Annotated in this window: 19 protein-coding genes; 5 read left to right on the top strand and 14 right to left on the bottom strand. The window is 68.4% G+C overall.

Going from position 1 to position 25,302, the window contains the following annotated elements; all coding sequences use genetic code 11:
• Window positions 1-10 precede the first annotated feature (10 nt).
• The 5 genes from WS64_RS04990 (at window position 11) to WS64_RS04970 (ending at window position 7,840) form a co-directional block, all read left to right on the top strand.
• On the top strand, window positions 11-2,149 hold the full coding sequence (locus WS64_RS04990) for a polysaccharide deacetylase family protein (RefSeq protein WP_060965878.1): 2,139 nt from the start codon (window positions 11-13) through the stop codon (window positions 2,147-2,149).
• A 92-nt stretch (window positions 2,150-2,241) separates the two neighbouring features.
• Window positions 2,242-3,330: a hypothetical protein gene (locus WS64_RS04985; RefSeq protein WP_060965877.1), complete on the top strand. Its 1,089-nt coding sequence runs from the start codon at window positions 2,242-2,244 to the stop codon at window positions 3,328-3,330.
• Window positions 3,331-3,379: 49 nt separating this feature from the next.
• Window positions 3,380-5,197 (top strand): glutamine--fructose-6-phosphate transaminase (isomerizing), encoded by a 1,818-nt coding sequence (gene glmS, locus WS64_RS04980; RefSeq protein WP_060965876.1) that lies wholly within the window; start codon window positions 3,380-3,382, stop codon window positions 5,195-5,197.
• Window positions 5,198-5,469: 272 nt separating this feature from the next.
• Window positions 5,470-6,546 (top strand): glycosyltransferase family 2 protein, encoded by a 1,077-nt coding sequence (locus WS64_RS04975; protein ID WP_060965875.1) that lies wholly within the window; start codon window positions 5,470-5,472, stop codon window positions 6,544-6,546.
• Between the two features lie 16 nt (window positions 6,547-6,562).
• Window positions 6,563-7,840 carry a glycosyltransferase family 87 protein gene (locus WS64_RS04970; RefSeq protein WP_060965874.1) on the top strand — a complete coding sequence of 426 codons (1,278 nt, stop codon included), beginning with the start codon at window positions 6,563-6,565 and terminating at the stop codon, window positions 7,838-7,840.
• On the opposite strand, the gene WS64_RS04965 is transcribed toward WS64_RS04970, so the two are convergent.
• The 14 genes from WS64_RS04965 to WS64_RS04900 all read right to left on the bottom strand — a co-directional run bounded on the left by WS64_RS04965 (window position 7,804) and on the right by WS64_RS04900 (window position 25,293).
• Entirely contained in the window at window positions 7,804-8,844 is a 1,041-nt protein-coding gene (locus WS64_RS04965; protein WP_060965873.1) for a TadG family pilus assembly protein, read from the bottom strand. The two genes, WS64_RS04970 and WS64_RS04965, sit on opposite strands and share 37 nt — an antisense overlap.
• Complete coding sequence (locus tag WS64_RS04960; protein ID WP_059573836.1) at window positions 8,837-9,265, bottom strand: TadE/TadG family type IV pilus assembly protein; 429 nt, start codon at window positions 9,263-9,265, stop codon at window positions 8,837-8,839. The genes WS64_RS04965 and WS64_RS04960 overlap by 8 nt, the downstream gene beginning before the upstream one ends.
• The gene (locus tag WS64_RS04955; protein ID WP_060965872.1) at window positions 9,262-10,119 is read right to left on the bottom strand and encodes a tetratricopeptide repeat protein; all 858 of its coding nucleotides are present in this window, start codon (window positions 10,117-10,119) and stop codon (window positions 9,262-9,264) included. Before WS64_RS04955 ends, WS64_RS04960 begins: the two co-directional genes overlap by 4 nt.
• A complete protein-coding gene (locus tag WS64_RS04950; protein WP_060965871.1) occupies window positions 10,116-11,060 on the bottom strand; it encodes a type II secretion system F family protein in 945 nt (314 codons plus the stop codon). Before WS64_RS04950 ends, WS64_RS04955 begins: the two co-directional genes overlap by 4 nt.
• On the bottom strand, window positions 11,057-12,034 hold the full coding sequence (locus WS64_RS04945) for a type II secretion system F family protein (RefSeq protein WP_060965870.1): 978 nt from the start codon (window positions 12,032-12,034) through the stop codon (window positions 11,057-11,059). Before WS64_RS04945 ends, WS64_RS04950 begins: the two co-directional genes overlap by 4 nt.
• On the bottom strand, window positions 12,031-13,470 hold the full coding sequence (locus WS64_RS04940; protein ID WP_432206245.1) for a CpaF family protein: 1,440 nt from the start codon (window positions 13,468-13,470) through the stop codon (window positions 12,031-12,033). The genes WS64_RS04945 and WS64_RS04940 overlap by 4 nt, the downstream gene beginning before the upstream one ends.
• Window positions 13,452-14,675, bottom strand: coding sequence for an AAA family ATPase (locus tag WS64_RS04935; protein ID WP_060965869.1), 1,224 nt, complete (start codon window positions 14,673-14,675; stop codon window positions 13,452-13,454). Before WS64_RS04935 ends, WS64_RS04940 begins: the two co-directional genes overlap by 19 nt.
• A 21-nt stretch (window positions 14,676-14,696) precedes the next feature.
• Complete coding sequence (locus WS64_RS04930) at window positions 14,697-15,080, bottom strand: CpaD family pilus assembly lipoprotein (protein ID WP_060965868.1); 384 nt, start codon at window positions 15,078-15,080, stop codon at window positions 14,697-14,699.
• A 14-nt stretch (window positions 15,081-15,094) separates the two neighbouring features.
• Window positions 15,095-16,477 carry a type II and III secretion system protein family protein gene (locus tag WS64_RS04925; protein WP_060965867.1) on the bottom strand — a complete coding sequence of 461 codons (1,383 nt, stop codon included), beginning with the start codon at window positions 16,475-16,477 and terminating at the stop codon, window positions 15,095-15,097.
• 63 nt (window positions 16,478-16,540) lie between these two features.
• The gene (gene cpaB / locus WS64_RS04920; RefSeq protein ID WP_060965866.1) at window positions 16,541-17,578 is read right to left on the bottom strand and encodes a Flp pilus assembly protein CpaB; all 1,038 of its coding nucleotides are present in this window, start codon (window positions 17,576-17,578) and stop codon (window positions 16,541-16,543) included.
• Window positions 17,579-17,595: 17 nt separating this feature from the next.
• Window positions 17,596-18,078, bottom strand: coding sequence for an A24 family peptidase (locus WS64_RS04915; protein ID WP_060965865.1), 483 nt, complete (start codon window positions 18,076-18,078; stop codon window positions 17,596-17,598).
• Window positions 18,079-18,167: 89 nt separating this feature from the next.
• Complete coding sequence (locus WS64_RS04910; protein WP_050013708.1) at window positions 18,168-18,350, bottom strand: Flp family type IVb pilin; 183 nt, start codon at window positions 18,348-18,350, stop codon at window positions 18,168-18,170.
• Between the two features lie 617 nt (window positions 18,351-18,967).
• On the bottom strand, window positions 18,968-21,547 hold the full coding sequence (locus tag WS64_RS04905; protein WP_060966888.1) for an EAL domain-containing protein: 2,580 nt from the start codon (window positions 21,545-21,547) through the stop codon (window positions 18,968-18,970).
• Between the two features lie 56 nt (window positions 21,548-21,603).
• Window positions 21,604-25,293: a response regulator gene (locus tag WS64_RS04900; protein WP_060965864.1), complete on the bottom strand. Its 3,690-nt coding sequence runs from the start codon at window positions 25,291-25,293 to the stop codon at window positions 21,604-21,606.
• Window positions 25,294-25,302: the final 9 nt, after the last annotated feature.

The following is a 25,302-nucleotide window of genomic DNA, read 5'->3' as shown; positions in this document are numbered from 1 at the left end:
GGAGCACACCATGTTGGCAAAGTCAGGCAAGTTCTTGCGGATCCTGTTCGCGCTGTTCGCGCTCGCGTTCGCATTCAGTCCGGGCGGCGCTCAGGCGGCCACCAACCAGCTTCTGCTGTTGGTGCCCGACACGCTGACGCTGCCCGATCCGCGCGTATCCGCATGGCTCGACAGTGCGCAGGAGGAAGGGCTGCAGATCAAGGTGATGACCGACAGCCAGTTCATGGCGGCCGGCGCGTCGCTGTCGCAGTATCCGGGCCTGATCCTGCCCGATCAGGTGCATACGACGGCGGCCGACTCGCTGGTAACGGCGATCCAGAACTATGCGCTGAACGGCGGCAAGGTGATGCTCGTCTACGATTTCGGCGTGCTGAATTCGGCCGGCTTCTACGTCAGCCCGAAATCGCGCTTCAGCAGCATGGTCGGGGTGGACTACGTGTTGTATGACCAATATGGCGGCAACATGATCGGCCTCGGCAATGTGACCGGCATGAGCAGCTGGCTGCGCACGCTTCAGGTGCCCCCCGGCAAGTCGATGCCGTGGACCACCGCTTCGTCGAGCACCACGACCGCGACTGCACTCGCGTCGACGGCCACCTCGGGCACGACGACGACATCGACGTCGGGCACGGCACAGTTTCTGGCCGCCAGCCCGTCGAACCCGGGCGGACTCGCCAACTACAACCACGGCGCATGGTTCCAGTACGCGACGTCGACCAAGGGCAGCGGCGTGCTGAACCAGACGGCCCCCAAGCTGACCGGCACCGTGACCGGCAAGCTGAAGAAGACCACGACGTACACCGCCAATTCGCTGCTGAGCACATCGACCGGCAACACGGCCAACACGCTCGCGTCGACGCTGGCCACCACCACCGACACGCTCGAAGGCATCTCCGGCTACGTGTACGGCTTCCTCACCTATCCGAGCTTCGTCACGCAAGGCACGTATACCGGCACGACCATCCTGACCTCGCCGACCTTCGGGCTGGTGTCCGGCTACAACACGTACGGCAACGGCGGCGTGCTGTTCGTCAACCTGCCGCTCGCCTACCTCGACGGCCAGACCGACGGCATGCTGATCCACGGCTACCTGCATTATTTCGGCACGCAGATGCTGAACCTGCCGTCGCTGTCGCCGCTGCCGAAAGCGATGGCCGGCCTCGTATTCAACTGGCACTTCTGCGCTGGCGATCAGCTCCAGCCGGCGCTCTACCTGAAGAGCCTCGGCGTGTGGAACAACGGGCCGTTCTCGCTCGTGGTCACGGCCGGCCCCGATGAAGCGGCGTTCGGCGACGGTGGCGGCCTCAATCTCGCCAACAACCCGCCCGCGCAGAATCTCCTCAAGTATTTCGTGAGCAAGGGCCATCGCGTCGGCAGCCACGGCGGCTGGATTCACGACTACTGGGGCGCGAATGCGAGCGAAACGAACGCGAGCACGTTCACGCAGTACCTGGTGATGAATCACCAGGCCGTTCAGGCCGTGACGGCCGTGCCGGATGTCGAGTACGCGGCGCCGGAAGGCAACACGCCGACCTGGTCGGTCAACTGGCTCGAAAGCAACGGCTTCAACGGCTACTACTTCACCGGGCACACCGGCTCGGCGCCGACCCGCGCATACCGCAACGGCGCGATGCTGAACCCGGGCCTGTGGGCTTACCCGGTGATGCCGTTCGGCAAGTACGCGACCTTCGAGGAGTTCCAGCAGTTCGCGGTGCCGACGGCCGACGTGAACAACTGGTATGCATCGCTGATGAACTTCGTCGTCGCGAACCGCACGAGCCGGCTGATCTATGCGCACCCGCTCGGCGCGTCGTCCTATACGTCGACGCTGTCCGCGATCTTCTCGCAAGCCAATACGCTGAAGCTGCTCGGTCAGTTCAAGTGGTACACGATGAGTGACATCACGACCTTCGATCGTGCACGCCTGAACGTCACGTGGTCGGCCACCGACACCGGCAGCGGCTGGGCGTTCGCCGCCAGCCACCCGACGAGCCTCGCGAACATGACGTGGCTGCTGCCGAAGAAAACCTTCGCGCTGCCGGTCATCACGCAAGGCTTCGGCAGCGTCGTCATCACCGACTCGACGTACTGGCTCGTGACCGCGAACAGCGGCACCAGTCTCAAGTTCACCAGCGCCAAGGTGCACTGAGCCGCGACATCGACATACCCGCCGGCGCGCGACGCGGCCAACGCCGCGCCCGGCGGGATTTGCGCAGGACCACCGCGCAGGAGCCCCCCATCATGAACCGGCCCGCGCTGTTCCCGGCCGCACGCGCACGCGTGACGGCCATCGCCCGGCTATGCCGCCTGTGGTGCGTCGCATGCTGTGTCGCCGCGTGCGGCGTCGCGCCGCACGCGAGCGCCGCCGAACTCCAGCTCAACGGGCTCTACCAACGCCCGGACGGCGCGATCACCGTGCGCCTGAACGGCGCCGGCATCGATCCTTACTTCGCGTCGAAGGCGCTGCTCGCCGCCGCCGACGCCGGGCTCGACGCCCATCAGGCCGCGCTCGCGTGGATCGCGTGGCTGTTGCCGCGCCAGCGTCCGGACGGCGGCTTCGATCGCTACTGCATGAAAAGCGGCCAGTACAGCGCATGCGCCGAAGCCGATGCCGACGACGCGATGATGGCGACCTGGATCGAACTGCTCGCCCGCTTCGCGCCGCCCGACGGCCTGCCCGCCGCATGGGAGCTCAGCCTGAATCGCGCAAGTGCGCATCTGGACACGCTGCTCGCCAAGCCCACGGGCGTCTATCAGATCTCGTCCACGCTGCGCGTCGCGCTGCTGATGGACAACGTCGAGGTGCACAGCGCGTTCCAGGCGCTCGCGGCGTACTACGTCCGGCATGCCGACTCCACGCACGCCGGCCCGTGGAGCCAGCGCGCCGACCGGCTCGCGTCCGCGATCCTGAAGGTGTTCTGGCGCGGCACGCAGTCCGGCTTTCGCGCGAGCACGCAGCGCATCAGCGACACGACGTTCTACCCCGCGAAAGTCGCGCAGATCTTTCCACTGCTGTCCGGCATTCAGGTTCCCGAACAATCGAACGACACGATCTACGCGCAGTGGATGCAGAAGTACGGCAAGACTTGGCTGCAACTCGCCGGCTCCGATTATCCATGGGGCTTGATCGCACTGGTCGCACTCAAGATGAACGACAGGAACACGGTCGCGTGCTGGCATGCGCGATCGGGCCCGTACCGGCACGGCGCACACTGGAACGTACTGGAGGAAGCACTTTACCTGGCATTCGAAAGCCGGATGGCCGACCCGGTCGCGCCCGCTCAATGCGGCTTCACGACGGCGGCGACAACGGAGACCGCGTCACGCTGATCCACGCGTGCGCACGGTCCGGGGGAATCTACAGGGAAGGAGACGTGTCATGTGTGGCATCGTCGGCGCGGTCGCGCAACGGGACATCGTCCCGATTCTGATCGAAGGTTTGCGCCGCCTTGAATATCGCGGCTACGATTCATGCGGGGTGGCGACCGTCGTCAACGGCCAGGCACGCCGCGAGCGCAGCGTGTCGCGCGTCGCCGACCTCGACGCCCACGTGCGCAGCGCCGGCCTGGCCGGCAGCACCGGCATCGCGCACACGCGCTGGGCGACGCACGGCGCGCCGGCCACCTGCAACGCGCATCCGATCTTCTCGCGCGACGAGATCGCGCTGGTACACAACGGCATCATCGAGAACCACGAAACGTTGCGCAGGCAACTGGCCGATGAACACTACGAGTTCGACGGACAGACCGACACCGAGGTGGTCGCGCACCTGATCCACAGCAAGTATCGCGGCGACCTGCTCGCCGCCGTGCGCGACGCGACCTCGCAACTGCACGGCGCGTATGCGATCGCGGTGTTCAGCAAGCACGAGCCGCAGCGGCTGATCGGCGCGCGGGCCGGCTCGCCGCTCGTCGTCGGCGTGAAGGACGGCGAATGCTTTCTCGCGTCCGACGCGCTCGCGCTCGCCGGCATCACCGACCGCTTCATCTTCCTCGAGGAAGGCGACATCGTCGAGCTGACGCCGGGCGGCGTACGAGTGCTCGATCGCAACGGCGCGCCGATCGAACGCGCGATCCAGACCGTTTCGTCCACGCAGGGCGTGGTCGAGCTCGGGCCGTACCGGCACTTCATGCAGAAGGAGATCTTCGAGCAGCCGCAGGCCGTGGCCGCGACCATTCCCGATGCCGGGCTGTTCGACCCCGCCGTATTCGGCCCGGACGCCGCGCGCGCGTTCGAACAGATCGACAACGTGCTGATTCTCGCGTGCGGCACGAGCCACTACTCGGGCCTGACCGCACGCCGCTGGCTCGAGACGATCGCGCGCATCCCCGCGCAGGTCGAGATCGCGAGCGAATACCGCTACAGCGACGCGCTCGCGACGCCGAACACGCTGGTGGTCAGCGTGTCGCAATCCGGCGAGACCGCCGACACGCTCGCCGCGCTGAAGTACGCGCAGGCGCTCGGCCACGTCGACACGCTGGCGATCTGCAACGTGCCGACCAGCGCGATGATGCGCCAGACCGGCCTGCGCTTCCTGACTCGAGCGGGCCCGGAGATCGGCGTCGCGTCGACCAAGGCGTTCACGACGCAGCTCGTCGCGCTGTTCATCCTCGCCGTGACGCTCGGGCGGCTGCGCGGCTACGTCGACGACGCGCAGCTCGCGCGCTATGCGCTGCAGTTGCGGCGCCTGCCTGGCGCACTAGAAGACGTGCTCGGGCTGGAGCCGCAGATCGCGCGCTGGGCAGCGGAATTCTCGCAGCATGAAAACGCGCTGTTTCTCGGGCGCGGGCTGCACTACCCGATCGCGCTCGAAGGCGCGTTGAAGCTGAAGGAGATCTCGTATATCCACGCGGAAGCGTATCCGGCCGGCGAGCTGAAACACGGGCCGCTCGCGCTCGTCACGCATACGATGCCCGTTGCGACGATCGCGCCGAACGATGCGCTGCTCGAAAAGCTCAAGTCGAACATGCAGGAAGTGCGCGCGCGCGGCGGGCAACTCTACGTGTTCGCGGATGCCGATACGCGGATCGACAACGGCGAAGGCGTGTCGGTGCTTCGGATGCCGGATTACTACGGGCTGTTGTCGCCGATTCTGCACGTCGTGCCGTTGCAGTTGCTCGCGTATCACGCGGCGTGCTTGCGGGGCGCGGATATCGACAAGCCGAGGAATCTGGCGAAATCGGTGACGGTGGAGTGACGGGCGGTTGCTCGACGCGCGCGGGCCGGTGAAGATCGTCAACCGATCGAGCCGGCCCGCCCTGCACGATTCGCCGTCGATTCGCGCCTTGTCGAATCCCGAATACTTCGTACAATACTTAAACCCTATGTCGTCCCGTCCACGGTGGGGAGGCTGGCCAGGACCGCCTTCGCCCCGAATCGGATAACGCCCGAATCGGGTAACGCCCGCCCGGCGAACGACAACGGAAACCTACCGCGCAACGCAGGCCGAATCTCTCCGGGGGCCGCAACGTGTCGACGCATGCCAGGAAGCCGCTGATATCGCTCGTCGTGCCTTTTCACGACGAAGAAGAAACGATCGACGCATTCTTTGCCGAAACGCTGCCGGTTCTGGAGTCGGTCGGCTCGGTGCGCTTCGAGATCGTCTGCGTCAACGACGGCAGCCGCGATCGCACGCTGGACCGGCTGCTCTCGGTCGCCGCCGGCGACGCGCGCGTGCACGTCGTGGATCTCACCCGCCGCTTCGGCAAGGAGGCGGCGCTCACCGCCGGCATCGACGAGGCGGCCGGCGCGGCCGTGATCCTGATCGATGCCGACCTGCAGGACCCGCCCGCGCTGATTCCCGCGATGCTCGAACGCTGGCACGCGGGCGCCGAGGTCGTCGCCGCGAAGCGCACCGACCGGATGTGCGATCCGCTGATGCAACGCGTGGCGGCCTCGCTCTACTACCGCGTGCACAACCGGCTCTCCGAAGTCGAGATGCCCGAGAACGTCGGCGATTTCCGGCTGATGGACCGCGAAGTCGTCGACGCGCTGCGCGCGCTGCCCGAGCGGCGGCGCTTCATGAAGGGGCTCTTCGCGTGGGTCGGCTTTCGTACCGAAATCGTCGAATACACGCGTGCGCCGCGCAGCGGCGGCCGCTCGAAATTCTCCGGCTGGCGGCGCTGGAATTTCGCGCTCGAGGGCATCACGAGCTTCAGCACGGTGCCGCTGCGCGTGTGGACCTACGTCGGCCTCGCGTTCGCCGCGCTGTCGTTCGTCTACGGCGCGTACATCGTGATGCGCACGCTGCTGTACGGCAATCCGGTGCACGGCTACCCGTCGCTGATTTCCGTCGTGCTGTTCGTCGGCGGCATCCAGTTGATCGGCATCGGCGTGATCGGCGAATATCTCGGCCGCATCTATCACGAGTCCAAGCAACGCCCCGTCTATCTCGTGCGGCGGCGCTACCGCGCCGAGCGCGATGCGGCCGCGCGACCGGCATCGAAGCTGCTGCAGTTCCCGCTCAAGCGCACGCACCCGGCACGTCGCCGGGGCGCGACGCCGGCGGCCGCGGGCATCGCCGCTCGCAAGGCGTCGTTCAAGTAAGCCCGGGCCACGTGAATTGGATATCCTCCGGCAATCGACACGGCCGACGGCGCGGCCCGTCGTCGCGTGGCTCACGTCGCGACGCGTCGTCCTGTACAGCGCGCTGATGCTGGTGTCGTACGCGCTGTTCATGTCGATCTGGATCGCGGTCGTTCGTCACGCGTCCGGCAACGGCGGCGTCATACCCCGCCCGGGGGCGGACTTCTCGGTGTTCTGGTCCGCGTCGTACGTGATGCTGCACGGCACGCCCTCGCACGCATACGATTTTTCCGCATTCTCGCGGCTGACGACCGGGCTGTTTCCGAACCTTCCCCGCGACGTCTTCGCACCGTGGCTGTACCCGCCCACGTATCTGCTGCTCGTGACACCGCTGGCGCTGCTGCCGTTCGCGCTTGCTTATCCGCTGTTCGTCGCGTTCGGCGTGCTCATGCTCGGCCTCGCCGCGTGGCGCGTATCCGGCCTCCGTACGATACCCGGCGCATCGCACGCCGGCGCATTCGCGCTGGTTGCCGCGCCATGCGTGTTCGTCACCGCGACGCTCGGGCAGAACACGTTCCTGACCGCCTCGTGCGCGGCGCTGGCCGTTTACTGGGCCGATCGGCGGCCGATATATGCCGGCCTCTGCATCGCGCTGCTGTCGGTCAAGCCGCAGCTGGCGCTGCTGTTCCCGTTCGTGCTGGTCGCCGCGCGCGCATGGCGCACGATCATGTGGGCCGCGCTCGCGACCGGCGCGTTCGCCGCGTCGAGCGTGCTCGTCTGCGGCGTCGAGTCGCCGCGCCTGTTCGTCGCCAGCGCCGGCATCGCCCGCTCGATCGTCCTCGAGCATGGCGTCGGGTTCTGGCTCGCGTCGCCCACGCCGTTCGCGGCGTTTCGTCTCGCGGACGTGCCGCTCGGCGCCGCGTACGCCGCGCATGCGTGCATCGCCGCGATCGCGATCTCCGCCGCTTGCATCGTATGGATGCAGTCGCGCGACACTCGCGTGCGTGCGGCCGTACTGGCGGTCGCGACGCTCGTGGCGAACCCGTACGTGTGGCACTACGAACTCGCATGGCTCGCCATCGCGATCGCGTGCATGCTGTCGATCGGCTGGCGCGACGGCTGGCTGCGCGGCGAACAGGCCGCGATCGCGCTGATGTGGGCGCTGCCGATCGTCGAATACCTGAACCTGTGGCTGCAACTGCCGCAGATCGGCCCGGCCGTGACGCTCTTCGCGCTGCTGGTGCTGCTGCGCCGCGCCCGCCACGATGCTCGCAACAGTCACAACGCAAGCCGCGGCGGCACGTACACGCCGTAGTACGGCCCGACGCCCGTCGCGACGCCGGTCATCTTCACCCCGGCGACGAAGTGCCCCTGGATGTACTTGTACGTGCCGCCGAGCGACACGTCGATGTGGAACGCGGCAAATGCGACGATCGGCACGTAGGTGCTGCTCGACGTCTGCGTGACGACCGGCAGCACGACCGTCGCGCCGACCGGCACCGACGTGTAGAGCGTCGCCTTCACGCCGGTCGCGAGATAGATGCTGTCGCCGATATTGAGCGTCGTCGGGTTGCCGGTCACCATCAGGCCGCCCATCGTCGTCGTGTCGGTCGCGGTCGACTGGAACGACGTCCACTGACCGCCCATGCACAGCGCGCCATACGTCTGGCCGTTCGTGATCGAAAACTGGAACGGCAGACCCGTGAGCGGATTGATCAGCGGCTGGTTGGTCTGCGCGTTCCAGTACTGGTTGTACACGCACTGGTCGATCGCGATCGGGAAAAGCCCGCCCGCCGCGACGCCGCCCGGCGCGGCGAGCACCGCGATCGCGGTCGCGCCGCCGGATGCGCCGGGGATGCCGAGCAAACCGCCGAGCAGCAGCGGAATCGAGCCGCCGTTGATGCCCGGCGCGCGCGACACGGTCACCTGCACCGCCGGCACGTCGTACGGGCCGGGCGTGATCGTGGTCGGCTGCATCGACGCGGGCGTGCGCGTCACGTTCCAGTAGCCGGTCGTCACGGTGCCGCTCGCGAGCCGCGCGCCCGCCGCCGAATTCAGCGCGATCACGCCGTTCGCCGCCGGCGCGGCCTGCGACCAGTTCAGCGGCCCGCCGGTCGGCGACATCATCGCGTCGGCCGCGGCGAGCGCGGCTGCGTCCGCCGCATTCTGCAACTGGTTGCGCACCGTGGCGATCCACGCGATGTCGATCGCCAGCGCGCCGAACGACAGCAGCGGGATCAGGAACATCAGGAAGAACAGCGCGACGGAACCGCGTTCGCGCGCGGCGCCGATGCATCGCGTGCCGGCCGCGTCATTCATAGAGCATCACCGAGGTAGCCGAGATCGTCACGGGGCCGGTCAGCGCGCTGAACGCCGAACCGAGCACCAGCCCCGCATACGTGTAGGTCACCGTGACCGTCAGCGCGGTGCCCGCCGTCGTGCCGTTCGCCTGCGTCACGGTCACGGTCGGCGTCGTCGGCGTGCCGCCGGTGATCAGGCTGTTCTGCGTATAGCTCAGCGCGACGTTGGCGATCTGCGTCGGGGTCAGCATCGGCACGCGCAGCACGACGCCGGCCCGTGCGGCTTCGCGGCTCGCGTTCGTGATCACGGCCTTGTCGCACAGCAGCAGGCTCGTGTCGATGATGCCGATCAGCACCATCAGCAGGAACGGCAGCATCAATACGAATTCGAGGGATACGACGCCGCGCGCGTGGCGGGCGCCCGTCGCCCCGCGTGTCATTTTGCGGCCCCCGCGGCAGGCGGCACGGCGCGCGGCTCGAGCGCGGCGCCCTTCGACGGCCGCGACGCATCGGCGAGCGGGCGCGCCGCGAGCTGCGTACGCACCGCCTGGTACACGCGCAGATTGTCGGCCACCGCCGACGCGGGCAGGTCCGCGGACAGCAGCTTCTTCGCCGAATCGGTGTTGCCGAGCACGCCGTACGCGAACGCGAGGTTCTGGCGCGCCTGCCACGGCGCATCGGGCAGCCCGGCCACGTCGAGCAGCACGTTCACGCCTTCGCGCGGACGATTGCCCAGCACGAGCGAGAGCCCGAGGTCGACCCGCAGCCCCTGCGCGTCCGGATGCGCGCGCAGCGCTTCGCGGTACACGGCCTGTGCGTCCTCGTGGCGGCCCTGAAGATCAAGCACGGTGCCGAGCCCCTGGGCGGCGAGCGGCAGGTTCGGCTGCGCGGCGAGCAAGTCGCGATAGCGGCGCGCGGCCTCGTCGAGTCGCCGCTGTCGCAACGCGACGCGCGCGAGCCCGACCTGCGGCCCGAGTTCGGCCGGCGCAAGCTGCCGCGCCTGCTCGTACAGAATACGCGCGCGCTCCAGATCGCCGGCGCGATAGTTCACGTCGGCAAGCCCCAGTTGCGCGGCGAGCGAATCGGGATGCCGCGCCAGCACCTTCGCGTACAGCGTCGACGCGAGATCGACGTTGCCGCCGGCCAGCGCGCTGTCGGCGATGCGCAATTCGGCCTGCGGGTCGTCGCTCTTGTGCGACAGCGCCGGCCGCGTCTGGATACCCGGCGCGCAGCCGCCGGCGAGCAGCGGCAGCACGGCCGCGAAGGCGAACGCACGGAGCGCGGGGCCTGTCATTTGAACACCTCGAGCAAACGGATGGCCGCCGGGCCTGCCGCGATCAGGCCGACCGTCGGCAGGATGAACAGCATCATCGGCAGCGTGATCTTCGGCGCGAGCTTCGCGGCCTGCTCCTCGAGCGCGACGATCTGCTCGGTGCGCTCGCTGCGCGACAGCGTTCGCAGCGCCTGCGTGATCGGCGTGCCGAACCGCTGCGATTGCGTGAGCGTCGTGGCCAGCGAGCGCGCCGACGCGAAGTCGACGCGGATCGCGAAATGCGTGAGCGCTTCGGACACGTTGCCGCTCAGCGTCAGCTCGTCCGCGCACACCGTCAGCTCGTCGGCGAGCGGCGGGCAGATGCGCCTGAGTTCGCGCGCGACGCGCCGCACGCCCGATACCAGGCTGTTGCCGGCCATCGTGCAGATCACGAGCAGGTCGAGCGCATCCGGAAAGCATGCGGCGATGATCCGCCGGCGCCGCCGGATCATCGCGCCGAGCACGTATTCCGGCACGATCACGCCGACCACGAACGCGGCGACCATCGCCACCGCCCGGATCACGAAGTATTCGCCGAAGCGCGGAATATACGGGCTGAACACCATCGCGACGCCGGCGAGCAACACGCCGCAACTGAGCTTGATGCCGATCATCGACGACACCGCGCGCCGTTCGCGAAAGCCCGCGCGCGCCAGCTGCAGCGCGAGCTTCGCGCGCTGCATCGGATCGAGCACGGGCAGCCGCTCGCCGAGCTGCGCGAGCCGCCGCGTCAGGTCACGACGCACGTCGCCCGGCTGCAGGCGCCCCGCGCCCAGCGCGGGCGACCGCTGTCCGGCGGCCTGCTGCACGCGCATGGCGATGCGCCGGCGCGTGCCGCCGCCCGGCGTCGCGAGCGCCGCCGCGACGCACGCGAGCAGCAGCAACAGTTCGAGGCCGCGGGCGGCCAGCATCGACATCGTCATCGTGCAGTATCCAGTTTCGAGATCTTGCGAATCGTCAGCAGTCCGATCGTCAGCAGCGTCGCGGCGATCGTCAGCATCACGCGTCCGGCATGCGTATCGAACAGCAGCATCACGTATGCGCGGTTCACGAGGAACAACGCGCCGATCATCACGAACGGCACCGCCGAGATGATCTTCGTCGTGATCCGCCCCTCGGCGGTCAGCGCGCGCGTCTTCAGGCGGATGTCGCGGCGCGTGCGGATGATGCTCGACAACTCGTCGAGCGTCTCGCCGAGGCTGCCGCCGGTCTCGCGCTGCAGCAGCAGGTAGACGGTGAAGAACGAGAAATCCGCGATCATCAGCCGGTCCGCCGCGTGCGTCAGCACGTCCTTCAGATCCGCGCCGACGCGCAGGCTGTCGCCCATCGTGCGGAAGGTCGAGCGCACCGGCTCGGCGGCGCTGTCGCCGACCGTGCTGATCGCCTGCGTGACCGGAATGCCCGCGCGCACCGCCCGCACGATCAGGTCGATCGCGTCGGGAAACGCCTCCAGAAAGCGCAGCCGGAAGCGCTCGACCAGCGCGCGATAGCTCGCGCGCATCGCGATCAGCGGCAGTCCGACGTAAATCGCCGGATGCACCACGCGCGGCAGCGCCACGAGCTTCACCACGACGATCCCCGCGATCGCGCCGGCGATCGTGCTCGCGACGACGATCCGCAGCCCGCGCTCGCCGCCGACCGCGCGCACGCGCGTCACGTAGCGCTGCACCCATGCCCGCACGCGGGTCTGCCGGCGCGGCAGGTTGAACAGCGCGACACCGGCCCCGGCTGCCGCACCGGCGGCCCGGCCCGTCAGCGATGGCGCAATGCGCTGCATCCGCGCGCGAATGCGCTGCTCCGGCGTCTGGCGCGCACGGTCCAGCAACGCCGACAGGCCGAGCCCCACCGCGAGGATCACGACGAAGGCGCCGAGCGCGAACAGGTCCGCGGTCCTCATTGCCGGAACGCCTCGTTAAGCGCGTCCTCGACGCCGTAATACGCAGCGCGCGGCGCGAAGGCGGGCCGCAGCGACGACGCCTCGAACACGCCCTTCACCGCGTCGCGCGTCGTGTCGCCTTCCTGGCGGAACGCGAACAGGTCCTGCGTGATCACGACTTCGCCTTCCATCCCGACGATCTCGGTGATCCGCGTCACGCGGCGCACGCCGTCGCGCATCCGCTCGACCTGCACGAACAGATGCACGGCGCTCGCGATCTGGCGCCGGATCGACAGCAGCTGCAGGTTCGCGTTCGCCATCATGACCATGCTTTCGAGCCGGCTGATCGCGTCGCGCGGCGAGTTCGCGTGGATCGTCGTCATCGAGCCGTCGTGGCCCGTGTTCATCGCCTGCAACACGTCGAACGCCTCCGCGCCGCGGATTTCGCCGAGGATGATGCGGTCGGGCCGCATCCGCAGCGCGTTGCGCACGAGATCGCGCTGCGAGATGCCGCCGAGCCCTTCCGTGTTCTCGGGCCGCGTCTCGAGGCTCACCACGTGCGGCTGCAGCAGTTGCAGCTCGGCCGCGTCCTCGATCGTCACGATCCGCTCGTGCTCCTCGATGTGCTGCGACAGCGCGTTGAGCAGCGTCGTCTTGCCCGACCCGGTGCCGCCCGAGATCACGATGTTCAGCCGGCACGCGCACGCGATCTTCAGGACCTGCAGCATCCCGTGCGAGATGTTGCCCTGATGCGCCATCCGCGCGAGCGTGATGTCGCGCTTCGCGAACTTGCGGATCGAGATCGACGCGCCGCGCATCGCGATCGGCGGCAGCACCACGTTCACGCGGCTGCCGTCGGCAAGACGCGCATCGACCATCGGGCTGCTCTCGTCGACGCGGCGCCCGACCGCCGCCGCGATCCGCTGCGCGACGCTCGTCACGTGCGCGTTGTCGCGAAACTTCAGCGGCGTGAGCTCGAGCCGGCCCGCGCGTTCGACGTACACCTGGTCGGGGCCGTTCACGAGGATGTCGGACACGGTGTCGTCGGCAAGCAGCGGCTCGATCGGCCCGACGCCGAACATGTCGTTCAGGATCGCGTCGACGATCAGCACCTGCTCGCCCGTGGTGATCTTCAGGCGCTCGCGCTCGACCGTGTGCGCGGCCACCTGTTCGATGCCGGCCCGCACTTCGTCGCGCGTCTTCATCAGCGCGGCCGACATGTTCATCGACGCGAACACCGCCGAGCGGATCGCGTCGAACTTCCCGGAGCGGATGAGCGCCTCCTGGGTATCGGCCGCCGCGGCCGCACGCGCCGACGTCGACATGGACGCAGGCACCGGGCTTACAGCCGGCCCCGGCGCGGGCGCGGTGTCGTGCGGCGCGGTGCGAGAACCCGCCGGCGCAGAGTCCGGTGTCGGCTGCTTGCGGGTACCGAACGTCACGATCCCTTCCTCCATTTGATGAAGCGCGCATACCACGGCTCGGCGACGGCCATCGATTCGCCGGTGATGCCGTTCGCGAGCAGCCGGATCTCGTCCAGGAAGCCGCGGCGTTTCGAGCGTTCGATCGGCTCGCCCAGGTTCTCGGCGATCGCGAGCGACTGTGCCTCGTGCGGCAGCTCGCGCAGTTGCACACCGCCGAACGCATCCTCGAAATCCGACTGCGCGACGCGCCCCTTGACCGGCTCAAGCGGATTGTTCAGCACCATCGACAGCAGCCGCTCGCCCGGCATTTCCTTCACGAAGCGCGCAAGCCGCGCGGCCTCGTACGCGGCGTGCACCGACCGGTCGGCGACGATATAGACGAGATCGGACGCCGTCAGTGCATCCTCGAACAGCTTGCCGGCGCGGTAGCCGACGTCGAACAGCACGTAATGGAAACGATCCTTCAGCATGTCGACGAGCTGCGCGATCGCATCGTCGCGCAGCAGCGCGTCTTCGCCGTATGCGAGTTCGGCCGACAGCACGTGCAGGCGGTCGCCCTTCGTGACGAACATGCGGTCGAACAACGCGTCGTCGGGGCGCCGTTCCATGTTCAGCAATTCGATCAGCCCGTTGTTGCTCGACAGCCCGAGCATCGAGTTCGCGGCGCCGCCATGCAGGTTCAGATCGACGTACGCGACGCGCCGCCGCTTCTCCCCCGCCAGGCAGCGCGCGAGGCTGACCGCGATCGTCGTCGTGCCGACGCCGCCGCGCGCGCCGACGAAGCTCACGATCTTGCCGGTACGCACCTGCACGACCGACTCCGTCGTGGTCAGCGCGCGCCGCATCAGCTCGACGGTCAGCGGCTTCACGATGTAGTCCTGCACGCCGATGCCGAGCAGGTTGCGGAACAGCCCGACGTCGTTCTGCGTGCCGATCGCGACGACCCTCACCGACGGATCGCACACGTCCGCGAGCCGCATCAGGTCCGACACCGGCAGCACCGAATCCGACACGTCGACGATCAGTTGCCGCGGCGAGCGCTCTTGCTGCTGCAGCAACCGGATCGCGTCGTCGCAGTCGCCCGGATGCACGTGGGCGCGCGCGATCGACAGATCCTGCGCGACACGGCGGATCACGTCCTCGCTGCCGGCATCGGACACGACCGCGAGGAGATCCGCCGCTCCGGCGGAGGCGGCGCGCTTGGCGTTCTGGCGGTCGAGGACGTTCATGGGCGGCATCGCGATCGCATCGTCAGTGGGTCAATGACCGGACGAGCCGGTCGTCGTCAGCGTCTTGCCCGGCGGGGGCTGCTTCACGCGGTCCTCGACGTAGCGGCGCACCGCGTCGGCCGCCACTTGCGCATCGGCGCCGCCGTACGGCACGGGCGCGACGAGGTCTTCCGGGCGCGCGAGCATCGTCGCGAGATTCGTGTAGGTCGCGCAGCCGAACGGCACGCCGGGCCGCCCGAACCCTGCATCGACGAGATGCGACGGCTGCATCAGCTTCGCGCAATCGGGCGGCACCGCGCGCACGCCGTCGAAGCCGACCGCGCGCGCATCGGGCAGGTTGATCGGCGGCGGCGCCGACAGGCACGCCGCGAGCGCCAGCGGCAACGGTGCGGTGAACAGGGTTCGAACTCGCATGCGCGCTCCTTGGCTCAGTACACGAAGCCCGCGGCGCCGACGAGACGCGGCGTGTCGCCCGACAACAGGTCCAGCCCGAGATTGCGCTGGATCGCGAACTCGAGGTCGCTGCTCGGCCGCGCGACGGTGTCGAGCGCCTGCTCGAGCTGGCCAGGCCCCGTCGGCTGCACGATGTACGGCGTCACGATCACGACGACTTCGGTCTTGTGGTCCTGGAAGTTCTTCGATGAAAACAGCCGGCCGATGATCGGCAGCCGGCCGAGCCCCGGAACCTGCGACACGGTATCCGCGGTCTGGCTCTGCAGCAGGCCGCCGATCGCGAAGCTCTGCCCGCTCGACAGCTCGACCGTCGTCTCCACGCGCCGCACGGAGAGCCCCGGCACCGTGATGCTGCCAGTCGTCACGCTGTTGCTCGTATCGACCTCGCTCACTTCCGGGCGCACCTTCAGGCTGATCCGGTTGTCGGCGAGCACGGTCGGCGTGAAGTCGAGCGACACGCCGAACGGCTTGTACTCGACCGTGATCGCGCCGGTCGTGTTGCCGGCCTGCGCGACCGGAATCGGAATCTCGCCGCCCGCGAGGAAGCTCGCGGTCTGGCCGGACATCGCGGTAAGGTTCGGCTCCGCGAGCATCGTGATCAGCCCTTCCTGGTCGAGCGCATCGAGCACGACGTCGATCGACCAGCGCCCCGTATGGAAGCCGCCACGTACCGAATACGCGCCGCTCGGCGACAGGTTGAACAGATTGTTCGTCGGATCGAACAGCGTGCGTCCGTTGAACAGCCCGCCGACGAAATTGCCTGCCGCGCCGAGCGAACTCCAGTTGATGCCGAGCTGCTGCGTGATGTTGCGGCTCACTTCCGTCACGCGCACGCGCAGGTTCACCTGGATCGGGCGCGACAGCGTGAGCCGGTTGACGATCTTTTCCTTGTCGCTCACATAAGGCGCGAGCGACTGCATCACGGCGTCCGCGTCGGCCGCGCTCGGCACCTTGCCCGACACCATCAGCGAGCCGGGCGCGCCGGTCACCGACAGCTTCAATTGCGGGAAACGGCTGTCGAGCACCGTCTGCAGCGATGCGGTATCGACCTGCACGATCACGGTCCGGCGCAGGATCGGCCGATGATTCGCGCCGAGCGCGATCAGCGAGGTCGTGCCGGCCTTCTTGCCGAACACGAACACGGTGCGCGGCGACGGCACCTGGATGTCCGCGATGCTCGGGTCCGCGACGAACATCGCGGTCGCCGGTTCCGGCAGCGACAGCATCTCGCCCTTGCCGGTCGCGATCGACAGCGCCGCGCCGGCGTCCGCGGCCTGCGCGCGCTGCGCGAGCGCGACGCCCGGCGCGACGACGCAGGCCACGCACCAGAAAGCGATCCAACGAACCATGCGCACCATTCGTGTTCCCGTCAAATGCCGGCCGCCGGGCGGCCGGTTCCGAATCGACACCTCGTCATCGCGTCACTGCGCGACCGCCGCCCGCGGCACCTGCGCCGTCGCGTCGGCGGCAGCAGTGCCCGCTGCGGGCGCGGCCGGCACAACCGGCGCAACCGGCGTGCCCGGCCAGCCGGATGGCAGCGGCGGAAGGCCCGGCGTACCCACACCACCGCCGCCGCCACGCGAGCCGTCATCCACCGACGAACCGCGATAGATCACCACCGTATTGCCCTGCGGTGCCGGCCGCGCGCCCGTGTCGGCTTTCGCGGACGGGGAGCGCGCCGCGTCGCGGAACGCGCGCGATACGTCGCCGGCCCACACCGGCGGCGTATCGGGCTCCTGTTCGGCGCCGCCCGCCGCATCGCGGCGGTCGCTCGTCGCGAAGCTGCGCAGCGCGAGCGACAGCGAACCGAGGCGCGTCGCGACCAGCACGACCTGCGCCGTGCGCGGCGCGACCTCGAGCGTGACCGTGCGCGCGCGCACCGGCGCATCGGGCGCGCTCGCGGGCGCCTTCGCGCGCTGGAATTCCGAGCCGACGGCGAGCACGCGAGCACGGCGCACGACCGTCTCCGCTTCGAACGTGCCGGGTGTCGTCGCGGAGCCACCGATCTGCTGCGTGAGCACGACGTCGACGAAGTCGCCCGGCTGGATCAGCCCTGCGTTGCCCGACACGTCGTCGACCGGCACCGAGATCGCGCGCATGCCCGGTTGCAGCGCGGCCGCGAGAAAGTCCGGCGCGCCGGCCGGAATCACGTTGTCCGCACGGATCGGCGTACCGGCGTCGACGCGGTTGCGCAGCAGCGCACCCTTGAGGTCCGCGCCCGGCTGGGACTCGACGAATGCGCCGGCCGGCACCTGCGCACTCGGGATGCGCTTCCACGCGAGATCGTTGTCGCGCAGCAGCAGCCCTTCGGGCAGGTCGGCCGCCGCGACGCGCACGTTGACGTCGCTCGCCGCGCCGGGCGCCGCCGGCGTCGACGCGGCGACATAGAGCTGGCGCAGGACGAACGCACCGACGGCGGCAGCGATGATCAGCACGGCCATTCTCAGAGGTTTGGGCATGGCGGCGTGCGTCCCCGCTAGGTGAGCGAAACCGCGTGAGGAAACGGCGCCCAGACGGCCAGTGCGCCGCCGAGCGAAAGCGCGACGCCGTACGGCACGCCGCGCGTGTCGATCGTGCGCGCCGGTGCGATGCGCCAGCGCTGCCATGCGACGGCCGCGAGCACGGCGAGGCCGCACGCCGCGCCGCTCGCGCCGACGATCGTCAGCACCGGCAGCGCGAGGCCCGGCCCGGCCCACAGGAAGACGGCCGCCGCCAGCTTCACGTCGCCGCCGCCGACCCAGCCGGCGTGACGCAGTCCGGCGAACAGCAGCAGCATCGCCGCCGCGGTCCCCACGTGAGCGGCGAACTGCGCGAGCCCTTCGCGCGCGAGCGCGGCCGCGACGAAATACAGCATCGCGAACGCGAGCACCGTGCGGTTCGACAGGCGCCGCGTGCGCACGTCCTGCAGCACGAGCGACATCAGCACGAGCGTCGCCGCCGACTGTACGAGATGGAGCATCGGAGAGCCGTCCGTCGGCGCGCCCCGGCTGGATACGTCGTACCGCTGCGGATCCGTGTATTCGTCGGCGGCGCGCGGGTTGAGGGAGGTCAGATCAGCGCGGTGACCTTGTTGATCAGCGACGTGAACACGGCCGGCAGGCCACCGGTGTTGCTGCTCAGGATCACCCCGACCGCCGCCAGCGCGACGACCACGATGCCGGCGAGAACCGCGTATTCGAGCGAGCTGACGCCGCGTTCATCACGCAGCAGGGATTTGACGTAGTGCAGCATGACAACCTCCGTGTGACGGGGTCGTTGATCGACCGTTGAATGTAAAGACGCGGTGTTGCTTCGGTGGCGCGCACTGCGTTCGCCCATTCACGACTCATGCGGCAGCCCGGGCAACGGGCCGTTCGCATCCCCCGGAATCCATTCGATCGCTGCAACGCGCGGTTGCTGGCGTCGGCCATTGCCAGCGCCCGCTTGTTGCGTGCCCGCATCGGCACGATGCGGATCAGCCTGATTCGTCTAGGGTATAGACAATTTTTTCGGCGTTTTCAAATAATTTAGCGTCGAAATGTATTTATGAAAATGCCCGTGCACAAGTAAATCCGGAACTCGACGCGCGGGGTAATTACTGCGCCCTCCATGATGTCATTGCGAGCCCGATTAAGAATCCTTACTGCTTCGGATGGGCGATTTCCGGAATCGGGAACAATTTACGCATTTGTTCAATTTTTGACCGCCGCGCAATTCTCCTTATTACCTGGGTATCGATCCTTGGCGATCGATCCGGGCACGACGTGCCGCTCGATCGGCGTCGCGCGGCGTGATTCACGATTGCACTTTCCAGGTCCATTCATGTGCCGTCATGACTGCGGACAATGACGCGCGGCGGCGCCTTCCGGTCAAGGGCGGTTGTGCGGTTCCGCCACGTCGAGCGACCGCGGCGGAGTCCGGCGAATGCCGAGACGCGCCACCCCGAGATCCCCGCCGCTCAGCGACGTGTGCTCGAACCGCTGGAACGACTCGGCAATGTGCTTGCGCAGCAGCGCGACGTCCCATGGCTTGATCAGCAGCTTCTGAACGGACCCGTTGCCGGACGCGTCGGCGATCGACGCGCCGTCGCCGTAGCTGGACAGCAGGATGCGCACGATGTCCGGGTACAGCGCCTTGACCCGCTGCAGCAGGTCGAGCCCGGACACGCTCGGCATCCGGAAGTCCGACACGATCACGCCGACGCGATGCTGGGCCAGCAGGTCGAGCGCTTCGTCGGGATCAGTGGTGTCGAGAATCTCGTAGCCGTCGCGGCCGAGCGCCTGCCGGAGCATCTGCAGCACCGCGCGGTCGTCGTCCACCAGCAGCAGCGTGCGGTGCAGCAGTTCGCGCTGCCGGCAGTGCTCGGGCAGCTCCGAGCCGGCGGACAGCATGTCGGCGATCTCGTCGCCGGTGACCGGATGGCTGAAGTAGTAGCCCTGCATCGCATGGCAGCGATGCCGGTTCAGGAACGACAGCTGGGCTTCCGTCTCCACGCCCTCGGCCACCGTCTCCATGTGCAGCGACTCCGCCATCGCGATGATCGAGCGCGTCAGCGACGCGCCTTCCGCGCTGGTGGTGACGTCGCTGAGGAACGAACGATCGATCTTGACGACGTCGATCGGCAAGTCCTTCAGGTAGGACAGGCTCGAATAGCCGGTGCCGAAATCGTCCAGCGACAGCACGACGCCGAGCGCCTTCAGTTCGCGCAGCGTATGGGCGATCGCATTGGAGTCCTCCATCAACACGCTTTCGGTCAGCTCCAGTTCGAGCGAATCCGGCTCGAGACCGGTTTCCGCGAGCGCGGTGCGCACCAGGTGGGCCACGTCCTGCTGCCGGAACTGGCGCGCGGACAGGTTGACGGCAATCCGGATCGGCGGATGCCCTTCCCGGCGCCACGCGACGGCCTGGGCGCACGCGGTGCGCAGCACCCATTCTCCGATCGGCAGAATCAGCCCGGTTTCTTCGGCGATCGGGATGAAGCGGTCGGGCGGAATCACGCCGATTCCCGGGCGTCGCCAGCGAATCAGCGCTTCGACGCCGCTGATCTGGCCGGTCTTGAGATCGACCTTCGGCTGGTAGTACAGCTCGAGTTCGCCATTCGACACGGCCTGATGCAGCGCGTTTTCGAGGATGGCGTGCTCCTCGACGCGCGCGCCCAGTTCGCGCGTATAGAAGCTATAGCAGTTGCGTCCGTGTTCCTTCGCGCAATACAGCGCGGCATCGGCCGTCTTCAGCAGCGTCTCCGCGTCGGTGCCGTCGGTCGGGTAAAGGCTGACGCCGACGCTCGTCGTCACGTGCAGGTCGTGGCCGTCGAGCACGAACGGCGCGACGAAGGTGTCCAGGATCTTGCGGGCGATCGCGTCCGCGTCCGACGCCGTCGACAGGTTGACCAGCATCACGACGAACTCGTCGCCGCCAAGCCGCGCGACCGTGTCCCCGTCGCGCACCGAACTCTTGAGCCGCGCGGCGACGACCCGCAGCAGCGCGTCGCCCGCCGAGTGGCCGAAGCTGTCGTTGATATGCTTGAAGCGGTCCAGGTCGAGCACCATCACCGCGATCAGTTGCCCGGTGCGCCGCGCCTGCGACATCGCCTGCTCCATCCGGTCGCCGAGCAGGTTGCGGTTCGGCAGGCCGGTCAGCGCGTCGTGATTGGCGAGGTATTCGATGCGGCCCTGCTGCATCTTGCGCTCGGTGATGTCCTGGACGATGCCGCGCAGGATGATCGCGTGATTCGGATCGCGGCCGGACTCCGCCTGATGCAGCACGTAGCGCTCGGTGCCGTCCGCGTGGATCAGCCGATGCTCGATCGAGAACGCGACGCCTTCGGTGCGCAGGCTCGCGTAGGACTGCACGAGCAGCGGCTGCTCGTCGGGCGGAACGGCCTGCACGAGCCGTTCGAACGTCGGCGGCGTGTGGGCGGCGTCGAGCCCGAGAATCCGGTACAGCTCCGGCGACCAGTAGCCGTCCGTCCGCCCGGCCTGGTATTCCCAGTTGCCGAGGTGCGCGAGCGCCTGCGCATGCGTGAGGCTGACTTCGGTCGTCGCCAGCTTTTCGACCGCCGCGGCCGCGCGCAGCAGATAGCGGATCCGGTAGCCGAGCAGTTTCCACCGCATCGGCTTGGACACGAAGTCGGTCGCGCCGGCGTCGAACGCGCTGGCGATCGACGCGTCGTCGTCGTTGCCCGTGAGCATGACGATCGGCACGCGGCGGCCCTCGGGCAACGCGCGCAGCGCCCGGCAACAGTCGAATCCGTCGCCGCCGGGCATTTCGACGTCGAGCAGCACGACGACCGGACGATGGCGCAGGAACGCATCGATACCCGCCTGCGGACCCGTCGCTTCCTCGACGCGAAAGCCTTCCGGTTCGAGCGTTTCCACGACCAGCAGGCGCGTCATCGCATCGTCGTCGATGATCAGAATCGTCGGTACATCGGCATGCTCGTCGTTCACGACCGTCCTCCTGTTGTACTGCCGCGCGATCGCCATGGCGATCGGCCGGCGTCCCTTCAACCGTCCACGCGCTCCGCGATCAACGCCGCATGCGCGTGCCCGAATTCCGCTTCCGTGCCGGCGACCAGTTCCACCGCCGCGTCCACGTCGGCGGCGCGCGCGAGCCGCTCGATCTCGCGGCAACGCGCCGACAGCAAGTGCGCGCCGACGTTCGCGCTGCTCGATTTCAGCGTATGAGCGGCCAGCTTCAGCGCATCGGCGTCGCCCGCTTCGACCGCCGCCTGCATGTCGCGGATCAGCCGCGGCGCATCCGCCGTGAATTGATCGATGATCCGCGTCAGGACATCCGGGCGGCCCGGCCGCTGCAGCGCGCGCAACGCATCGAGCGCCTTATGGTCGATCACGCTTGCTTCGTCATCCGGATCGACGGCGGCGCCCCCCGTCGCTTCCGGCTTCGCTTCGACGCCGCCGCCCGTCGTTGCCGCACCGGTTCCGGTAGCCGGCGCGCACGCCGCGCCGCCGACATGGCGCGCGAGCATCTGCAGCAACGCATCGCGGCGAAACGGCTTGCCGAGATAGTCGTCCATGCCGGCGGCCAGACAGCGCTCGCGGTCGCCGCTGAGCGCATTGGCCGTCAACGCGATGACCGGCATGCGCGGCGCGCCGGCTTCGGCTTCGCGACGGCGCAACTGCCGCGTCGCCTCGAAGCCGTCGAGCCGCGGCATCTGGCAGTCCATCAGCACGACGTCGAATACGTCGTCGGCCAGCCGATTCAGCGCCTGCTCGCCGTCGTCGGCCACCGCCACCTGATAGGCGGTGTCCTCCAGCATCGCGAGCGCGATCTGCTGATTCACGACGTTGTCCTCCACCAGCAGCACGCGCGCCGCAATCGCATCGAGCGGCCGGCCCGGGCCGGCGCCGGCATCGTCGGATAGCGGTTCCGGCGAATTCAGCCGCGGCGGCATCACATGCATCGCCGACGCGATGGCCGTATGGAGATCGGCGCCACGAAGCGGCTTCGTCAGCCGGGCGGCGATGTCGAGTTCGTGCGCGACCAGGACGCTGTCCATCATCTCGAACGCGGTCAGCGTGATGATCCTGAGCGCGCGCAACGACGGATCGCGGCGGATGTGCTGCACGAGCGAGATGCCATCCATGCCCGGCATCCGCACGTCGACGATCGCCAGATCGAACGGCGCGCCGTCGGCGACCGCCGCGCGCAACTGCGACAGTGCGTCGTCGCCGCCGATCGCCGTGGCGACGCACAGCTGCCATTCGATCGCGTGTTCGAGCAGCACGCTGCGATCGGTCTCGCTGTCGTCCACGATCAGCACCTTCAGGCCCGCGAGCGACGGTCGTGCATCGGCTGCCACGCCGACCTCGCCGGATGCCGGCTCGAACCGGGTCGTCACGGTAAACACCGAACCCTTGCCGGGCGTCGATTCGAGCGTGAGCTCGCCGCCCATCATCTCGGCCAGCTGGCGGGAAATCACCAGACCGAGCCCGGTTCCGCCGTATTTGCGCGCGATCGAGTTGTCGGCCTGCTGGAACGGCCGGAACAACTGCGCGGCCACCTCGGGCGCGATGCCGATGCCGCTGTCGGCGATCGTGAACACGATGCGACCGTCGTCCGAATACGATGCGCCGAGCGCGACGTGCCCGTGCTCGGTGAACTTGATCGCGTTGCCCAGCAGGTTCGTGAGCACCTGGCGCAACCGCACCGGGTCGCCGCGCATCCACTCCGGAACGGTGTCGCCGCGCCGGAACTCGAGCGCAAGCGCCTTGCGTTGCGCGTTGGGCTCCAGCAGCGCGACGACATCGTCGAGCAATTGATGCAGATTGAAATCGATGCGCTCCAGCGTCAGCTTGCCCGCCTCGATCTTCGAGAAATCCAGAATGTCGTCGATGAGGACGAGCAGCGTCTGGCCCGATCGATACACGGTGTCGACGAACTTGCGCTGCTTCGACGTCAGCCGCGTGCGCTGCAGCAGTTCGGTCATGCCGAGCACGCCGTTCATCGGCGTGCGGATCTCGTGACTCATCCGCGCGAGAAACTCCGATTTCGCCGAATTCGCGGCTTCGGCCGTGGCGATCGCCGCCTGCAACGCGACGTCGCGGCGCTCGATTTCGTCGAGCATCATGTTGAAGCCGGCAATCAGCACGGCGACTTCGTCGCTGCCTTTGTGCGTCATGCGCAACGACAGGTCGCTGCCGCTGCGAATGCGGGCCATCGTGCGCGTCAGGTTCGACAGCGGCCGCGAGATCGACGTGCCGAGCCGATGGCTGATCACCAGCCCGCCGATCGCGAGCAGGAACGATACGCCCACGATCATCAGGATCGCGGTCGCCACGGCCCGGTAGACGTCCGATACGATGCCGCGCTGCTGAAGATCGACGCGCACGGCTTCCTGCTCCGTGTAGGCCGCGAGGCGATTGGCCGTCGTATCGACGTCCGCGACGATGCGCTGCATGGCCACGTCGTTGGACAGCATGTCGGACTTCACGGCGAGGATGCGGCGCGCGGATCCACCGAGCGCCGCGGTCAGCCCGACGACATCCTGGGCGCGCTTCGCGTTGCCCGGGCCGTCCGCGGCGAGCGCCTCGCGCAGCGCGCCGGCGGATGCGGTCAGCGCGCCGATACTCTTGCGCAGTTCGTCGTCGGCGCGCTTCAGACGGTCGGCGCTGTCGCTTTGCGCGATCATGCGCAAGTCGAACGCCAATGCATTGATGCCGCCGCTCACGACCGCCGACAGCGACGCAACCCGCGCGGCTCGCCGCCGGAATTCGATCGCGTCGTCGAGGCGCCGTCGCGCCTTGACGATCTGCAACGCGAACGGGTCCGCGATCTCCGCGAGCTTCGCGTCCAGCGCATCGAGCGACTGCAGCACCCTGTCCTCCTTCGCGCGGTAGCGGGGCGCGACGGAGGATTCGGCGAACATGGCGCCGCGCAGCGCGACGAGGCCGTCCTGACCGTCGAGGATGTCGGCCGCCACGCGCCCCAGCGCGCTCGTCACCCCCTGTGCGGTGGCGGCATCGAGGTTCGGCGCCGCGATCGCGAGCGCATTGCGTGCGCCGTCGAGCGACGCCTGCATGCGCTCGCGCAGCGGCGCGAGCCGGTACCGGTTCGGCGCGACGTCGACGCGGCCGGCGATCGTCATGATGTCCTTGACGTTCGTGCGGACCTGATCCAGTGCATGAATCGTCCGGTTGTAGGCGGTGTTGGCCGCGAGCGCGCCGCTCACCGCCGCATCGGCATCGTCGTCCAGCCGCTCGATTTCCTTGCCGATCTCGGTCAGCAGCGTGGCGCCCCGTGCCTGCAGGCGTTCGATCAGCCGGCGCTCGGCGACGAGCTGCGCATCGCCGCGCAGGCGCTTGTCGATCCCTTCGTTCATCGAACGGAACATCGTCCGCAGGTCGGTGGACGGTTCGGCGATGCCGTGCCCGTCGATCGCGCGCACGGCGGCCGTGATGCCGGCAATCCGCTGCAATTGCGTTTCGATCTCCGACGACGACTGCTGTCGCTCCGACGCATCCTGCGCGTGCTGGAGCCGGCCGAACTCCACCGCAAGTTCCGCATAGGCGCGCTGGAGTTCGTTGCTGCGCATCTGCAGCGGCAGCGATTCCGTCGTCAGCGTGCGCACGCCGGACGCGATGCCGTGCACCGCGATCAGGCTGGTCACCGAAATCGCCACCGCCCCCAGCAGCATCAGGCTGGTGCTGGTGACGAGTTTCGCCTTGATGTCCATGCAGCCCTC

Source organism: Burkholderia anthina (assembly GCF_001547525.1).
Classification (GTDB): domain Bacteria; phylum Pseudomonadota; class Gammaproteobacteria; order Burkholderiales; family Burkholderiaceae; genus Burkholderia; species Burkholderia semiarida.
This window is presented reverse-complemented; position numbering and strand designations above follow the sequence as displayed.

What these genes read in the sequence shown, in the direction of transcription:
- WS64_RS04925 (WP_060965867.1), bottom strand. Translation starts at nt 16,477, where the DNA reads ATGGTGCGCATGGTTCGTTGGATCGCTTTCTGGTGCGTGGCCTGCGTC.
- WS64_RS04960 (WP_059573836.1), bottom strand. Translation starts at nt 9,265, where the DNA reads ATGACACGCGGGGCGACGGGCGCCCGCCACGCGCGCGGCGTCGTATCC.
- WS64_RS04945 (WP_060965870.1), bottom strand. Translation starts at nt 12,034, where the DNA reads ATGAGGACCGCGGACCTGTTCGCGCTCGGCGCCTTCGTCGTGATCCTC.
- glmS (WP_060965876.1), top strand. Translation starts at nt 3,380, where the DNA reads ATGTGTGGCATCGTCGGCGCGGTCGCGCAACGGGACATCGTCCCGATT.
- WS64_RS04965 (WP_060965873.1), bottom strand. Translation starts at nt 8,844, where the DNA reads ATGAATGACGCGGCCGGCACGCGATGCATCGGCGCCGCGCGCGAACGC.
- cpaB (WP_060965866.1), bottom strand. Translation starts at nt 17,578, where the DNA reads ATGCCCAAACCTCTGAGAATGGCCGTGCTGATCATCGCTGCCGCCGTC.
- WS64_RS04910 (WP_050013708.1), bottom strand. Translation starts at nt 18,350, where the DNA reads ATGCTGCACTACGTCAAATCCCTGCTGCGTGATGAACGCGGCGTCAGC.
- WS64_RS04940 (WP_432206245.1), bottom strand. Translation starts at nt 13,470, where the DNA reads ATGGAGGAAGGGATCGTGACGTTCGGTACCCGCAAGCAGCCGACACCG.
- WS64_RS04915 (WP_060965865.1), bottom strand. Translation starts at nt 18,078, where the DNA reads ATGCTCCATCTCGTACAGTCGGCGGCGACGCTCGTGCTGATGTCGCTC.
- WS64_RS04900 (WP_060965864.1), bottom strand. Translation starts at nt 25,293, where the DNA reads ATGGACATCAAGGCGAAACTCGTCACCAGCACCAGCCTGATGCTGCTG.
- WS64_RS04955 (WP_060965872.1), bottom strand. Translation starts at nt 10,119, where the DNA reads ATGACAGGCCCCGCGCTCCGTGCGTTCGCCTTCGCGGCCGTGCTGCCG.
- WS64_RS04985 (WP_060965877.1), top strand. Translation starts at nt 2,242, where the DNA reads ATGAACCGGCCCGCGCTGTTCCCGGCCGCACGCGCACGCGTGACGGCC.
- WS64_RS04950 (WP_060965871.1), bottom strand. Translation starts at nt 11,060, where the DNA reads ATGACGATGTCGATGCTGGCCGCCCGCGGCCTCGAACTGTTGCTGCTG.
- WS64_RS04990 (WP_060965878.1), top strand. Translation starts at nt 11, where the DNA reads ATGTTGGCAAAGTCAGGCAAGTTCTTGCGGATCCTGTTCGCGCTGTTC.
- WS64_RS04935 (WP_060965869.1), bottom strand. Translation starts at nt 14,675, where the DNA reads ATGCCGCCCATGAACGTCCTCGACCGCCAGAACGCCAAGCGCGCCGCC.
- WS64_RS04930 (WP_060965868.1), bottom strand. Translation starts at nt 15,080, where the DNA reads ATGCGAGTTCGAACCCTGTTCACCGCACCGTTGCCGCTGGCGCTCGCG.